This window comes from Aeromonas enteropelogenes (assembly GCF_020097295.1).
GTDB classification, from domain to species: Bacteria; Pseudomonadota; Gammaproteobacteria; order Enterobacterales; family Aeromonadaceae; genus Aeromonas; species Aeromonas enteropelogenes.
On the sequence record NZ_CP083625.1, the window covers coordinates 2,174,245 to 2,188,337 of the forward strand.

The following is a 14,093-nucleotide window of genomic DNA, read 5'->3' on the forward strand; positions in this document are numbered from 1 at the left end:
CAAACTATAAGGAAAAGAAAAATGGCTAAGGGGCAATCTCTCCAAGACCCGTTTTTGAATGCGCTGCGCCGTGAGCGTATTCCTGTTTCTATCTATTTGGTGAACGGCATCAAACTGCAAGGTCAGATCGAGTCTTTCGATCAGTTTGTCATCCTGCTGAAGAACACCGTGAGCCAGATGGTTTACAAGCACGCCATCTCCACCGTGGTGCCGGCCCGTGCCGTCAACCATCACCAGCCTGCTCCCAACGGCGGTGCTGATGAACAGGGTGACGCCGAGGCGTGATATCCCGGGACGAGTCCACTCGTCAACTCAGATTCATCATGATTCCTGTTAAGGAGCAAGCGCTTGTTTGACCGTTATGAAGCTGGCGAACAGGCCGTTCTGGTGCATGTCAACTTCAGTGATGAGGGCGAACGGGAGGATCTGGAAGAGCTCAAGATGCTGGTGAGCTCTGCCGGAGTCAATGCACTGGCGGTGATAACCACCAGCCGCAGTGCCCCAAGCGCCAAATTTTTTGTCGGCAGTGGCAAGGCTGAAGAGATCGCGTCCCAGGTCCAGATGCTGGACGCCGACGTGGTGATCTTCAACCATGCCCTGACTCCTGCCCAGGAGCGCAACCTGGAGCGTCTGTTCCAGTGCCGGGTGGTGGATAGAACCGGCCTGATCCTCGATATCTTTGCCCAGCGGGCCCGAACCCACGAAGGTAAACTGCAGGTCGAACTGGCCCAGTTGCGCCATCTTTCTACTCGCCTGGTGCGAGGCTGGACCCACCTTGAGCGTCAAAAAGGGGGGATCGGTCTGCGCGGTCCGGGGGAAACCCAGCTTGAAACCGACCGACGCCTGCTGCGTGAACGCATCAAGGCGATTTTGCGTCGGCTTGAAAAGGTAGCCAAGCAGCGGGAACAGGGGCGCCGCGCCCGCAATCGCAATGAAGTACCGACAGTATCCCTGGTTGGTTATACCAACGCCGGAAAGTCTACTTTGTTCAACCAACTTACAGCTGCCAGCGTGTATGCTGCCGACCAACTGTTCGCAACCCTGGATCCCACCCTGCGTAAACTGGTGATCCGGGATGTGGGTGATGTGATTTTGGCAGATACTGTTGGATTTATTCGGCACTTGCCCCATGATCTGGTCGCTGCCTTCAAGGCAACCTTGCAGGAGACCCGCGAAGCGGATCTGTTGCTGCATGTGGTGGACTGTGCCGATGAGCAGATGCAGGAGAATATCGGCTCCGTGCAGCTGGTGCTGGCCGAGATCGAAGCAGACGACCGTCCCCAACTGATGATCTGCAACAAGATCGACAAGCTGGCGGACCGTCCGGCTGGCCTGGAGCGGGATGAAGAAGGACGCCCGTTGCGCGTCTGGCTGTCTGCCCAAACCGGTGAAGGGTGTGAATATCTGTTTCAGGCCCTGACCGAGCTGCTGGCTGGCTCCATGGTGCATCACACCCTGCAGTTGCCGCCTTCTGCCGCGAGATTGCGCAGTGCGCTCTATCAGTTGAAAGGGATTGAGCAGGAAGGTTTTAGCGAGGAGGGGGATTTTGTGCTGGAAGTCCGCTTGCAAGTGGCCGACTGGAACCGCCTCGTGAAACAGGAAGGTGAGAGTTTACAACGCTTTATCAGACATTGATTCGTCGGTGAATGCTGACAGGCTTCATCAACGATGAGGGTTCGATAGAGATGATATCCATCCGCAAGTATTAATGGAGACGCTGATGGCTTGGAATGAGCCTGGTAACAACGGCAAAGACCGTGACCCTTGGGGGAACAACGGCAAGAATCAGGGGCCCCCTGATCTGGATGAAATGCTGCGCAAGGTGAGTCGCCGTTTCGGTGGCCTGCTGGGTGGCGGCAAGTCTGGCGGCGATGTGGGCCGCTTTGGTATTTCCATCGCGCTGGTGGTCGCCGTGGTGGTGTGGGTCGTCAGCGGCTTCTACACCATTCGTGAAGCCGAGCGCGGTGCCGTGCTGCGCTTTGGCAAGTTTTCCCACATTGTCGAGCCGGGCCTGCGCTGGAAGCCGACCTTTATCGATCAGGTGATCCCGGTGGACGTCGAGTCCGTTCGCTCCCTGCCGGCTTCCGGTTTCATGCTGACCCAGGATGAGAACGTGGTGCGGGTCGAGATGGACGTGCAATACCGTGTCGTCAATCCCGAGCAGTACCTGTTCAGTGTGACCAATGCCGACGAGAGCCTGAGCCAGGCGACCGACAGCGCCCTGCGCTACGTGGTGGGCCACACCAAGATGGATGACGTACTGACCACTGGTCGGGAAAAGGTCCGTCAGGAAACCTGGGAAGTGATCGATGGCATCATCGAGCCCTACCAGATGGGTCTGCAGATCGTGGACGTCAACTTCCTGCCGGCTCGTCCGCCGGAAGAGGTGAAGGATGCGTTTGATGACGCTATCGCCGCCCAGGAAGATGAACAGCGCTTCATCCGTGAAGCGGAAGCCTATGCCCGTGAAGTGGAACCCAAGGCCCGTGGCCAGGTGAAGCGTCTGGAGCAGGAGGCCGAAGCCTACAAGTCCCAGATTGTGCTGAAGGCCCAGGGTGAGGTTGCTCGCTTCAACGAGCTGCTGCCCCAGTATCAGGCTGCGCCCGAACTGACCCGTAACCGTATCTATCTGGAAACCATGGAAGAGCTGTACCAGCAAGCCAACAAGGTGCTGGTCGACATGCCTGCTGGCAACAACAGCATGATCTATCTGCCGCTCGACAAGCTGTCTGGCAAGCCGAACGTAGCCCAGCCACAGCGCTCGACCGTGGCACCGACCGTAGAGCCGGCGCCGGTTTCCAACGAGGGGAGCAACTCCACTCCAATGCCGCTGCGTAGCGGTGACCGCTTCAGCTCAGGGAGAAACTGATAGATGAAAAAGCTAGCTATTGGTGCAATCGCTGTCGCGGCCATGGTCTGCTTCTCCTCTGTCTTTATCGTTGATGAAGGTCAGAAGGGGATCGTGGTGCAGTTTGGCAAGGTGAAGCGGGTTGATTCCGGCGAGCCGCGCCTCTATGAGCCGGGCCTGCATTTCAAGGTGCCGCTCATCGACCAGGTTCGCAAGATGGATGCCCGTATCCAGACCATCGACAGCCAGGCCGACCGCTTCGTCACCTCCGAGAAGAAAGACCTCATCATCGACTCCTACGTGAAGTGGAAGATCGAGGACTTCTCCAAGTACTACTTGGCGACCGGTGGTGGCAACAAACTGCAGGCCGAAGACCTGCTCAAGCGCAAGATCAACAACGGTCTGCGTTCCGAGATCGGTAACCGCACCATCAAGGATATCGTCTCCGGCGAGCGTAGTACCGTGATGGAAGATGCCCTGAAGAAGATGGCGCGCTCCTCCGAGCTCGGCATCAAGGTAGTGGATGTGCGGATCAAGCAGATCAACCTGCCGGTGGAAGTCTCCAACTCCATCTATCAGCGGATGCGCGCCGAGCGTACCGCGGTGGCCCGTGAGCATCGCTCCCAGGGTCGCGAGAAGGCAGAGATCCTGCGTGCCGACATCGACCGCAAGGTGACCGTGATGATCGCCGATGCCGAGAGTAATGCCCGTCAGCTGCGTGGTGAAGGGGATGCCGAGGCCGCCAAGATCTATGCCGACAGCTACAAGAAAGACCCCGAGTTTTTCAGCTTCGTGCGCAGTATGGAGGCCTATCGCAAGAGCTTCTCCGGTGGCAATGAGCTGATGGTGCTCAAGCCGGACAGCGAGTTCTTCCGTTACCTCAAGTCGCCGAACGGCAGCAAGTAAGCCGTTGGGAAAAGTAGTTGCAAAGGGTCTGCATTGTCAGACCCTTTTCTTTTTCTTGGGTGCCGGCCACAGTGGTGGCGGCAGAAGAGGGGAGCAGAAGGGAACAAGATGCTGACATCTGTACTGATGGGATTGGGCTTGTTGCTGCTGTTTGAAGGACTGGGTCCGCTTTTGATGCCAAGAGCCTGGCAGCAGATGCTGCGCCTGCTGAGCGAGCAGCCACCCGAGCAGTTGCGCCGCATCGGCGGCTCTCTGGTGGTGGCCGGAGGCGTGATCCTCTGGATGCTTGCACGTTAAGCCAACCGGTGTGAATCCGAAGATAAAAAAAGAGGCCGTTCGGCCTCTTTTCGTGTGTGGTTGAGCCTTGACTCAGGCGCTGCGCTGCACTGCCATATGTGCCAGAGTCTCCAGCGCCTGCTTGTGCTGGGAGTCCGGCAGAATGGCGAGGGCGGCGATGGCTTTGTCGGCCTCCTCGCGAGCTCGCATGCGGGAGTATTCCAGAGCGCCGGTGCGCTCAAGGATGGCCAGGATCTGATCGAGATGCTCCATGCCGTTGCGGTGCTCAATGGCATCGCGTACCAGCTGGCGCTCTTGCGGCGTACCTACTTCCATGGCCCGCAACAGCGGCAGGGTAGGTTTGCCTTCGGCCAGATCGTCCCCCACGTTTTTGCCCATGTCGTCGCTCTGGGAGCAGTAGTCCATCACATCGTCGATGATCTGGAAGGCGGTACCCAGATACATACCGTAGTCGGTCATGGCTTGCTCGACCGGCTCAGGCTGATGGGTCAGCACGGCGGCGAGGCGAGTGGCGGCCTCAAACAGCTTGGCGGTCTTGCAATAGATGACCGTCATGTAGCTCTCTTCGGTGGTGTCGGGATCGTTGCAGTTCATCAGCTGCAACACTTCCCCTTCGGCGATGGTGTTGGTGGCATCCGACAGGATTTCCATCACCCTCAGGTTGGAGAGCTCGCTCATCATCTGGAAGGAGCGACTGTAGAGGTAGTCGCCCACCAGGACGCTTGCAGCATTGCCAAACAGGGCGTTGGCGGTTTCCCGGCCGCGGCGCAGATCGGATTCGTCGACCACGTCGTCGTGCAGCAGGGTAGAGGTGTGAATGAATTCGATGATGGCGGCCAGCTTCAGGTGATCTTCACCCTCGTAGCCCAGCGCACGGGCTGCCATGACGGTCAGCATGGGGCGCATCCGTTTGCCGCCGGCGCTGACAATATAGAAACCCAGCTGATTGATCAGACTAACGTCGGACTGAAGTCGAGCCAGGATCAGTTCATTGACCGCCGTCATGTCGGCGGCACAGAGCGCACGGATAGTCTGTTGGTCCATAAGTCTCGTAACGTGACGGCAGCAATAACTGCGATTTTTAGTAATGGCGGGGATTCTACACGATTTCACAATGGGTTACAGTTAAGCGTTTATCCACGGCGGCAGATATGCGCACAAAATAAACTTTTTGCTAAATTGGCCTTGCCTGAGCAGATCGATTTGCGTAGAATGCCCGCCCATTGTTATAGGTTTTTGCGCATGTCTGGCCTTGAGCAAAAGACATGCCTTTACGGAGTTAATCAAATGTACGCGGTATTCCAAAGCGGCGGAAAACAACACCGTGTGGCCGAAGGTCAAATCGTTCGTCTGGAAAAGCTGAACGTTGAGACTGGCGCTACCATCGACTTCAACGAAGTGCTGATGGTTGCTGCAGGCGACACTTTTAAAGTAGGTGCTCCTTTCGTTGAAGGTGGCAAGGTTGTAGCTGAAGTTGTGGCTCACGGCCGTGGCGAGAAAGTGACTATCGTCAAGTTCCGTCGTCGTAAGCACCACCGTAAGCAAGCGGGCCACCGTCAGTGGTTCACTGAAGTCAAAATCACTGGCATCAGCGCTTAATTAGAGGAGTCCGATAGATGGCACACAAAAAAGCTGGCGGTTCATCCCGCAACGGTCGCGATTCTGAAGCTAAACGCCTGGGCGTGAAGCGTTTCGGCGGCGAAACAGTTCTGGCTGGCAGCATCATCGTTCGTCAGCGCGGCACCAAGTTCCACGCTGGTGAGAACGTTGGTCTGGGCAAGGACCACACCCTGTTCGCTACCGCGAACGGCAAGGTGCAGTTCGAAGTCAAAGGTCCGCTGAACCGTAAGTACGTTAGCATCGTTGCTGAGTAATTACGGACCGCAAGGATCCGAAGCCCCGCCAACAGGCGGGGCTTTTGTTTTTCTGACGTCTTTTTGATGTTTTTGACGAAAAAACGGAACGCAGCCGACCCCGGTTCTGCAGGGCATGATTGGCAAGATGCGTATCGCCCGCAGGGGTCTGTACCACTATAATTGCGTATCGGTTTTTCGAATTAAGGTGACGGTTACCTATGAAGTTTGTTGATGAAGTCCAGATTCGAGTCGATGCCGGTGACGGTGGTAACGGTTGTGTAAGCTTTCGCCGTGAAAAATACATCCCGAACGGTGGCCCGGATGGTGGTGACGGTGGTGATGGTGGCGACGTTTACCTGATCGCCGACGAGAACCTCAACACCCTGATCGACTATCGCTTCGAGCGTTTCCATGCCGCCGAGCGTGGCGAGAATGGCCAGAGCGCCAACTGTACTGGTCGCCGCGGCAAGGACAAGATCCTGCGCGTGCCGGTCGGTACCCGCGCTACCGACGAAGACACCGGCGAGCTGCTGGGTGATCTGACTCACCACGAGCAGAAGCTGCTGGTCGCCAAGGGCGGTTTCCACGGTCTTGGCAACACCCGTTTCAAGAGCTCGGTCAACCGTGCGCCGCGCCAGAAGAGCAACGGCACCCCGGGTGAAGTGCGCACCCTGAAGTTGGAGCTGCTGCTGCTGGCCGACGTCGGCATGCTGGGTCTGCCAAATGCCGGTAAATCCACCTTTATCCGCGCCGTTTCCGCCGCTCGTCCGAAAGTGGCCGACTACCCCTTCACCACCCTGGTGCCAAACCTGGGCGTGGTGCGTGGCGAGAACTCCCGTTCCTTCGTGATTGCCGACATTCCGGGCCTCATCGAAGGGGCTGCCGAAGGTGCTGGCCTCGGTATCCGCTTCCTCAAGCACCTCGAGCGTTGCCGCGTGCTGATCCACCTGGTGGATATCTGCCCCATCGATGGTTCCGATCCGGCTGAAAATGCCGTGACCATAGTCCGCGAGCTTGAGAAATACAGCCCCGAGCTGGCGAGCAAGCCGCGTTGGCTGGTGTTCAACAAGATGGACCTGATCCTGGAAGAAGAGGCTCAGGAGGTGATGGATCGGGTCAAGGCTGCCCTGAACCATGAAGGGCCCGTCTACGCCATCACCGCCATCAGCAAGGAAGGGACCAAGAAGGTCTGCTACGACATCCTGGATCTGCTGGACACCATGCCCCGTCAGCTGGAAGCCGATGCGAAAGAAGCCATCGAGAAGGTTGAGTTCAAGTGGGATGACTACCACAAGAACCAGCTGGCCAAGGCCGAAGCCGAGGCGCTGGCCGCGTCCATGGCCTTCGACGAAGGGCTCGACGATGATGACTGGGATGAAGATGATGACGATGGCGTCGAAGTCATTTATGTCCGTGACTGAATCCCGTCACTGGCATTGAAAACCGGAGCCTGCCAAGGCTCCGGTTTTTTTATGCCTGTCAGTCGGATTCAATAGATATATTTGTGATGCTGCTTATTGCCTGTGATGGCCAACCGATTATACTGCCCACCTGAATTAACACTAATGAAACAATCTGCTAGCGATGTCGAATGAATCGATATGCGCTTCTGTAACGGGTTGTTTTGATGGATGGTTTTCCTGTAAAAATATTTATGCGCAGATTTATCCATAAAAAGGTTGTTTGTGCATTTTTTTAGAGTATTCTTGCGCCCGTTTTGCCGGGTTATGCGTGAGTATGCAGGTTGACCAGGCTAAGGAAAGTAACGTTAAGGTTGTCACATCATGTTGGAAAAGAGTCTGGAAGCACCGGCGGTCAACACCCGCCGCAACTTGTTGATGTTTTTGATCCCGTCCCTCATCGGGATCCTGCTGTTCATGACGCCGGTCGTCTATGAAGGTAATGTCACCATCCCGGTCGCCGTGCTGGCGAAGCTGGTTCAGCTGGTCTTTGCCGACTATCTGGTCGCCATGGTCAGCGCCGTGATCACCACCACTATGCTGATGACGATCATCGCCTGGTTGTTCAAACCGGCCATCCTGGTTCGTCGTCCTTTCCTCAACAGTCTGTTCAATGTCTCCCCCTTCTGGGCCTGCGTGCGGGTGCTGGGCGGCATCTTCGTCTTGCTGACTTTCTTCCAGATGGGGCCTGAGGTGCTCTACTCGGGCGCCACCGGCGGGCTGGTGTTGCACGATCTGCTGCCGGTACTGTTCTCCGTATTCATCTTTGCCGGCCTGCTGCTGCCCCTGCTGCTCGATTTCGGTCTGCTGGAGTTCGTCGGTACCATGATGACCCGCATCATGCGTCCCGTGTTCCGTCTGCCGGGTCGCTCCGCCGTGGACTGCTTCGCCTCCTGGCTGGGGGACGGCAGCGTCGGCATTCTGCTGACCAGCAAGCAGTATGAAGGCAAGTTCTATACCCAGCGTGAAGCGGCCGTGATCGGCACCACCTTCTCTGCGGTTTCCATCACTTTCTGCCTGGTGGTGATCTCCCAGGTGAAGCTGGAGCACATGTTCGTGCCCTTCTACCTGACCGTCTGCCTGGCCGGCGTGGTGGCCGCCATCGTGGTGCCGCGTCTGCCGCCGCTCTCCTGGAAGAAGGATGTCTACGCCGATGGCACTCCCCTGTGCCGCAAGCAGGAGGTGGTACCGCATCGTCACAGTGTGCTGAGCTACGGTTACGAGCGGGCGCTGACCAAGGCCGAGAGCGTGAGCGACCTCGGTGCCGTAGCGCGGGAAGGGGTGAAGAATGCACTGGATATGGTGTTTGGCGTGCTGCCCGTGGTGATGGCCATCGGTACCTGTGCCCTGATGCTGGCCGAGCACACTCCCATCTTCAACTGGCTGGGGGCTCCCTTTGTTCCCTTGCTGGAGTTGCTGCAACTGCCGGAGGCCGAGGCGGCCTCCAAGACCATCATGGTTGGCTTTGCCGACATGTTCATCCCGGCGGTGCTGGCTTCCACCATCGAAAGCGAGATGACCCGCTTCGTCATCGCCGCCATGTCTGTGACCCAGCTCATCTATATGTCGGAAGTGGGCGCTCTGCTGCTGGGCAGCAAGATCCCGGTCAAGTTGTGGGAGTTGTTCGTCATCTTCCTGCTGCGCACCCTGGTGACCCTGCCGGTCATCGCCGGTGTGGCGCACCTGCTGTTCTAAAATAGCCATTGCGGACTAAAAACGGTCAACTTCGGTTGGCCGTTTTTTTATGGTCAACATTAGACCAAAGTGAATCTTCTCAAGAATTGGTAGTTACATTAATGTAACAAATTGAACCCGTGCCAGCCGAGCAGTAGGCAATTCCAACCCATGTGGCCAGGAGTCACCCATGACCTCACTGCTCAGCTACCGGACCGGTCCCTGTGACCAACCTCTGCTATCCCAGACCATTGGCACTTATCTGCAAGAGATAGCCGAACGCTTTCCCGACCGCCCCGCCGTGGTGGTGCGCCACCAGCAGATCCGCTGGAGCTACCGCGAATATCTGGCCCGGATCGACAGACTGGCAAAGGGGTTGCTCGCACTCGGGATCAAGCCGGGTGACAGGGTCGGCATCTGGTCACCGAACAACATAGAGTGGTGCCTGGTGCAGTTTGCCACCGCTCGCATCGGCGCCATCATGGTTTGCATCAATCCCGCCTATCGCAGTTACGAGCTGGAGTTTGCCATCAACAACGTGGGTTGCCGTGCCCTCATCTGTGCCAGCGCCTTCAAGGGAAGCGATTACCTCGCCATGTTGAACGAGTTGGCCCCCGAACTGGCCGGCAGTACGCCGGGACGGCTCGCCGCCGCCCGTCTGCCAACCCTGGAGATGGTGATCCGGCTCGGGGAAGAGATGACCCCCGGCATGCTGAATTTTGATGCCGTGCAGGCCTTGGGGGAGGGAGTGGATCCCGCCGTGCTGGTCCGGGTGGGTGCCAGCCTCAAGCCGGAGGATGCCATCAATATCCAGTTCACCTCGGGCACCACGGGCAATCCCAAGGGAGCCACCTTGAGCCATCGCAACATTCTCAACAATGCGCGACTGGTGGCGAGCGGCATGGCGTTCAGCGAGCAGGACAAGCTTTGTATCCCGGTGCCGCTCTACCACTGCTTTGGCATGGTGCTTGGCAACCTGGTCTGCATCAGCGTGGGGGCCTGCGCCCTGTTTCCGTCGGAGGCCTTCGACCCGGTGGCAACCCTGCAGATGGTGAGTGAGGAGCGTTGCACCGCCCTGCATGGGGTGCCAACCATGTTCATTGCCGAGCTGGAGCTACCACAGTTCGCCAGCTTCGATCTCTCCTCCCTGCGCACCGGCATCATGGCCGGGGCCATCTGCCCCGAACCTCTAATGCGCAAGGTTCAGAGTCTGATGCACATGACCGAGGTAACCATTGCCTACGGTCAGACCGAGTGCAGTCCGATCAATCACATGACCGCCATCGATGCGCCGCTGGACAAGCGGGTGACCACGGTGGGCCGTGCCCTCGCCCACACCGAGATCAAGCTGGTCGATGCGAGCGGCGAGACGGTCCCCATCGGTGAGAAGGGAGAGATCTGCTGTCGCGGCCATGGGGTGATGCAGGGCTATTGGCAGGATCCGGCCAAGACGGCACAGACCATAGATGATGATGGCTGGCTCCACTCCGGGGACATCGGCATCATGGATGAAGAGGGGTATGTCCAGATCGTTGGGCGCATCAAGGATCTGATCATCCGTGGTGGTGAGAACATCTATCCACGGGAGATCGAGGAGCGCCTCTACGAACACCCGGCTGTGCAGGATGCGGCCGTGTTTGGCGTTGACAGCGAACGCTACGGCGAGGAGGTATGTGCCTGGGTCAAGCTCAGGCCGGATCTGGTGGCGAGCGAGGAGGAGATCAAGCAGTTCCTGTCGGCCCGCATCGCCTATTTCAAGGTGCCGCGCTATATCCGTTTCGTGGAGGAGTACCCCATGACGGTGACCGGCAAGCTGCAGAAATTCAGGATGCGGGAGATGATGACGGCCGAACTGACTCGCCAGTATGTCGAGGCTGGCGGCTGATTCGATCTGCCAAGAGAAGCAGGGGCCCGCGGGCCCCTTTTCAATGTCGTGGTGGCAACTAGCTGGCCAGCAGTATCTCCTGATCCACTTCGTCCAGCTGTTCCGGGGTCAGGAAGCGCTTGGCATAGTCGCGCCAGATACCGCTGCTGACGAACAGGGTAAACAGGGCCGGATCGATATGCTGTTCTCGCACCATGTTCTGCATGATGGCCAGGGACTGGGAGACCGTCTTGCCCGATTTGTAGGGGCGATCGCTTGCGGTCAGCGCCTCGAAGATGTCGGCGATGGCCATGATGCGGGCTGGGATGCTCATCTGTTCCCCCAGCAACTGGCGCGGGTATCCCTTGCCATCCATCCGCTCATGATGGCCGCCGGCAATTTCCGGTACGCTGCGCAGATGGCGCGGGAAGGGGAGGTGCTCCAGCATGCGGATGGTCTGGATGATGTGCTCGTTGATCTTGTAGCGTTCCTCCTCGGTGAGGGTGCCGCGGCCGATGGCCAGGTTGTAGCGCTCCCCGCGGTTGTAGAGATGTTTGGGCACCTTGACCTTGAACCCCCAGGGATTGCCATCGTCAAACCTGTCCTGCTGGGGCCGCGGAATAAGATGGGAGGGTTTGTCGGCCAGCAGCTGCTCAACACAGGGCAGGGTCGACGCCGGCTCGCTTTGATGCAATTTGAGCTCCTCGCGGCTGATGCCGAGCCGATCGTCCAGGGTGCGCAGCCAGGTGCGGCTGGCGATGGCGTCGAGCCGTTCAATCTTCTCGGGGGCCATCCACTCGCCACCCAGATTGCATTCGGCCACGAAAGCAAACTCCTCGTCCAGTTCCGACCAATGCGGAGCCACCGCTTCACGGCAGGCGATCCGCTCTGACTCTGGCAGCCTGGCACAGAGGGCCTCAATATAGGCATCGCGCTTGAGTACCTCGAAACGGGTGCGTATCTCGTGGATCCGGTCGTAGATGGTCTCCAGCTTGGTGGCCTTGTCGACCACGAACTCCGGGGTGGTGACCTTGCCGCAATCGTGCAGCCAGCTTGCGATATGGATGGCTTCCCACTCCTCCTCATTGAGCCTGAAATCGGCAAACGGGCCCTGTCGCTGGGCGCAGGCCGCCTCGGTCAGCATCTTGGTCAGCTCGGGCACGCGTTGGCAGTGACCACCGGTATAGGGGCTCTTGGCGTCGATGGCGCCCGCCATCAGCTCGATGAAGGACTCCAGAAGTTGCTTCTGCTCTTCCAGCAGGCGCTGGTTCTCGATGGCGGAGGCGGAAGTCCCCGCCAGCGCTTCGATCAGGCTGATCCGCGAGACCAGTTCCCGTGGCGAGCACTCGGGCAGGATCAGAAACAGGTAACCGATCAACTCCTGGCGGTGATTGCGCAGGGGCTCGGCGACCAGTTCACTGGGGCCGGGGAAGGAGCCCCAGCTGCTCATGTATTGCTGCCAGCCCGCTTGGTCGATGCTGACGGAGAGCCGGTTGGCGGCGACCTGAGTCCCGAACAGTGCCGGTTGCCAGGGTACCTGTTCGATCGGCAAATCGCCCTGTAACCAGCGTGCATTGACCGCCACCATCTGTTGATCTTGCGCCAGATAGAGGCCGCCTCCCGTAGCCTGTACCGCTGACGTGGTCTCGTGCAGGATGCGGCTGATCAGGGAGTCGAAGCGATGTTCGGCAGCCAGTGCCCGACCCATGTTCATGAAGTTGCCCAGGGTCAGGCGCATGCCGGACATGGTACGGGCCAGATCATCGATCTCGCGGATCGCTGATTCAGGTTCCTTACTGGCCGTAAAATCGAAATGCTGGATCCGCTCCGCCTCCCGGGTCAAAGCCTGCAGCGGGGTGGCGGTGCGGCGGGATACCCACCAGATCACCGGTAACAGCAACAGCAAACCGATCAGGGTGCGGGCCAGATTGACCAGTGCCGCGTCGCGCGCCTGCTGGTAGAGCACATCGGTCGAGACCAGCAGGGCAATATAGAAAGGCGAGCCCTCGCCGAGGGGGGCGAGGTTGGCCAGCCAGCTGTTGCCGTCAGGCAGGCTGATATCCAGCTCCACCGGGGTGTCCAGTAACCCGGGCTCACCGGTGATCTGCTGCTGTAACCGGGCCAGGGCGGGGTGAGCGAGGGCCGACAGCATGGGCAGCTGCTTCAACTGTTCGAAGCTGGGTAGATCCTTGGGATCGGCGGCCAGCAGGGTAGCATGGTCATCAAACAGAACCACCTGGCTCTGTTGTGGCAGGCGCAGCTCACCGATGAGGGCCGACAGTCCCTCGACGCTGGTATCGAGCCCAAGCACGGCGCGTTTGTCCTTGCTTTCCACCGCCAGGGTCATTCCGGGTTCCTTGGTGGTGAAAAAAAGATAGGGGTGGGTGACGGCAATGCCTGGATGGCGACGCGCCTGCTTGTACCAGTCACGGCTGCGGGGATCGTACTGGTATTGCGGCATAGCCCGGCGTTCGAGCAGCGTCAGATGCTGGTCAAAGTAGAGAAATTCCCCCTTGCCCTGATGCAGGCTCTGCACCATCAGGGTGCTGGCGAGGGGAACATTTTCCAGCTGCGTTCTGGCCCGACTGGTCAGCTTGCGTACCAGAAAAAAATCGCCGTTTTCATAGCCTGCGTAGACGGCACCATAGCTGGCGCTGTTTGCTAGCACCTCGATCAACTGCGGCAGGTAACCGAGCCGTTCATCCAGGCTCTCCATGCCCGCCAGCCGGCCAGTACGCAGCAGGCTGAGGGACATGCGAGCGGGACGTTCGTTCAACTGCAAGGCCAGGGCAAGCTGCTCCCGGTATTGCAAAAAATTCTGTCGCTCATGCTCGAGCCCTTGCTGGGTATCCTGCTGGAACTGGAGCGTGATAAGCGCCCCTCCCAGAAAGGTAAACAGCAAGATAAAGAGGGTGGCGATATGAACATAGAAGGGTTTACGACCAGGCCTGGCTGTTGTCATGGACACATCCTTGTCACACGTGCAGTTGCAGAAAAGATCAGTCAGCAGTGTGGCAATAAAATGACTAAAAAAACAGCGATGCTTTCAACCTATTCATCATTAGTCGCAGCATCCGCTTTAGGTGGATGTCCTGGCTCTTGTTCGACATCTGACAGAAACCGGTTTGTAAGGTGATTCATTCAGGTATCTCATGCTACATTGCCCCACTTGTTACTGGTCTGTGAAT

General features: G+C 58.3%; 12 protein-coding genes. 10 read left to right on the plus strand and 2 right to left on the minus strand.

Annotated elements, in window-relative coordinates:
* The first annotated feature begins 21 nt into the window (after nt 1-21).
* The 5 genes from hfq to LA321_RS10270 all read left to right on the plus strand — a co-directional run bounded on the left by hfq (nt 22) and on the right by LA321_RS10270 (nt 4,051).
* Nucleotides 22-285 carry an RNA chaperone Hfq gene (gene hfq, locus LA321_RS10250; protein ID WP_026456017.1) on the plus strand — a complete coding sequence of 88 codons (264 nt, stop codon included), beginning with the start codon at nt 22-24 and terminating at the stop codon, nt 283-285.
* A gap of 63 nt (nt 286-348) precedes the next feature.
* The gene (gene hflX / locus LA321_RS10255) at nt 349-1,635 is read left to right on the plus strand and encodes a ribosome rescue GTPase HflX (protein WP_042070124.1); all 1,287 of its coding nucleotides are present in this window, start codon (nt 349-351) and stop codon (nt 1,633-1,635) included.
* 85 nt (nt 1,636-1,720) lie between these two features.
* Nucleotides 1,721-2,869, plus strand: coding sequence for an FtsH protease activity modulator HflK (gene hflK / locus LA321_RS10260; RefSeq protein ID WP_042070122.1), 1,149 nt, complete (start codon nt 1,721-1,723; stop codon nt 2,867-2,869).
* 3 nt (nt 2,870-2,872) lie between these two features.
* Complete coding sequence (hflC, locus tag LA321_RS10265; RefSeq protein WP_026456015.1) at nt 2,873-3,754, plus strand: protease modulator HflC; 882 nt, start codon at nt 2,873-2,875, stop codon at nt 3,752-3,754.
* Between the two features lie 108 nt (nt 3,755-3,862).
* On the plus strand, nt 3,863-4,051 hold the full coding sequence (locus tag LA321_RS10270) for a DUF2065 domain-containing protein (RefSeq protein WP_026456014.1): 189 nt from the start codon (nt 3,863-3,865) through the stop codon (nt 4,049-4,051).
* A gap of 72 nt (nt 4,052-4,123) precedes the next feature.
* Here LA321_RS10270 and ispB read toward each other — a convergent pair whose 3' ends face one another.
* Nucleotides 4,124-5,095 carry an octaprenyl diphosphate synthase gene (ispB, locus tag LA321_RS10275; protein WP_026456013.1) on the minus strand — a complete coding sequence of 324 codons (972 nt, stop codon included), beginning with the start codon at nt 5,093-5,095 and terminating at the stop codon, nt 4,124-4,126.
* A gap of 243 nt (nt 5,096-5,338) precedes the next feature.
* Between ispB and rplU the strand changes: the two genes are divergently transcribed.
* The 5 genes from rplU (at nt 5,339) to LA321_RS10300 (ending at nt 10,926) form a co-directional block, all read left to right on the plus strand.
* Nucleotides 5,339-5,650, plus strand: a complete 312-nt coding sequence (rplU, locus tag LA321_RS10280) for a 50S ribosomal protein L21 (RefSeq protein ID WP_005304210.1) — start codon at nt 5,339-5,341, stop codon at nt 5,648-5,650.
* Nucleotides 5,651-5,667: 17 nt separating this feature from the next.
* Nucleotides 5,668-5,925: a 50S ribosomal protein L27 gene (rpmA, locus tag LA321_RS10285; protein WP_005304202.1), complete on the plus strand. Its 258-nt coding sequence runs from the start codon at nt 5,668-5,670 to the stop codon at nt 5,923-5,925.
* Between the two features lie 200 nt (nt 5,926-6,125).
* Nucleotides 6,126-7,328: an Obg family GTPase CgtA gene (gene cgtA, locus LA321_RS10290; protein ID WP_042070120.1), complete on the plus strand. Its 1,203-nt coding sequence runs from the start codon at nt 6,126-6,128 to the stop codon at nt 7,326-7,328.
* 363 nt (nt 7,329-7,691) lie between these two features.
* Nucleotides 7,692-9,062 (plus strand): YjiH family protein, encoded by a 1,371-nt coding sequence (locus LA321_RS10295; protein WP_042070119.1) that lies wholly within the window; start codon nt 7,692-7,694, stop codon nt 9,060-9,062.
* 169 nt (nt 9,063-9,231) lie between these two features.
* On the plus strand, nt 9,232-10,926 hold the full coding sequence (locus LA321_RS10300; RefSeq protein ID WP_042070118.1) for an AMP-binding protein: 1,695 nt from the start codon (nt 9,232-9,234) through the stop codon (nt 10,924-10,926).
* A gap of 58 nt (nt 10,927-10,984) precedes the next feature.
* Here LA321_RS10300 and LA321_RS10305 read toward each other — a convergent pair whose 3' ends face one another.
* Nucleotides 10,985-13,867: an HD domain-containing phosphohydrolase gene (locus LA321_RS10305; protein WP_042070116.1), complete on the minus strand. Its 2,883-nt coding sequence runs from the start codon at nt 13,865-13,867 to the stop codon at nt 10,985-10,987.
* Nucleotides 13,868-14,093: the final 226 nt, after the last annotated feature.

Bases quoted from the DNA above. Each gene is read 5' to 3' on its own strand.
- hfq (WP_026456017.1), top strand. From the start codon at position 22: ATGGCTAAGGGGCAATCTCTCCAAGACCCGTTTTTGAATGCGCTGCGC.
- hflK (WP_042070122.1), top strand. From the start codon at position 1,721: ATGGCTTGGAATGAGCCTGGTAACAACGGCAAAGACCGTGACCCTTGG.
- hflC (WP_026456015.1), top strand. From the start codon at position 2,873: ATGAAAAAGCTAGCTATTGGTGCAATCGCTGTCGCGGCCATGGTCTGC.
- LA321_RS10270 (WP_026456014.1), top strand. From the start codon at position 3,863: ATGCTGACATCTGTACTGATGGGATTGGGCTTGTTGCTGCTGTTTGAA.
- ispB (WP_026456013.1), bottom strand. From the start codon at position 5,095: ATGGACCAACAGACTATCCGTGCGCTCTGTGCCGCCGACATGACGGCG.
- rplU (WP_005304210.1), top strand. From the start codon at position 5,339: ATGTACGCGGTATTCCAAAGCGGCGGAAAACAACACCGTGTGGCCGAA.
- rpmA (WP_005304202.1), top strand. From the start codon at position 5,668: ATGGCACACAAAAAAGCTGGCGGTTCATCCCGCAACGGTCGCGATTCT.
- cgtA (WP_042070120.1), top strand. From the start codon at position 6,126: ATGAAGTTTGTTGATGAAGTCCAGATTCGAGTCGATGCCGGTGACGGT.
- LA321_RS10295 (WP_042070119.1), top strand. From the start codon at position 7,692: ATGTTGGAAAAGAGTCTGGAAGCACCGGCGGTCAACACCCGCCGCAAC.
- LA321_RS10300 (WP_042070118.1), top strand. From the start codon at position 9,232: ATGACCTCACTGCTCAGCTACCGGACCGGTCCCTGTGACCAACCTCTG.
- LA321_RS10305 (WP_042070116.1), bottom strand. From the start codon at position 13,867: ATGACAACAGCCAGGCCTGGTCGTAAACCCTTCTATGTTCATATCGCC.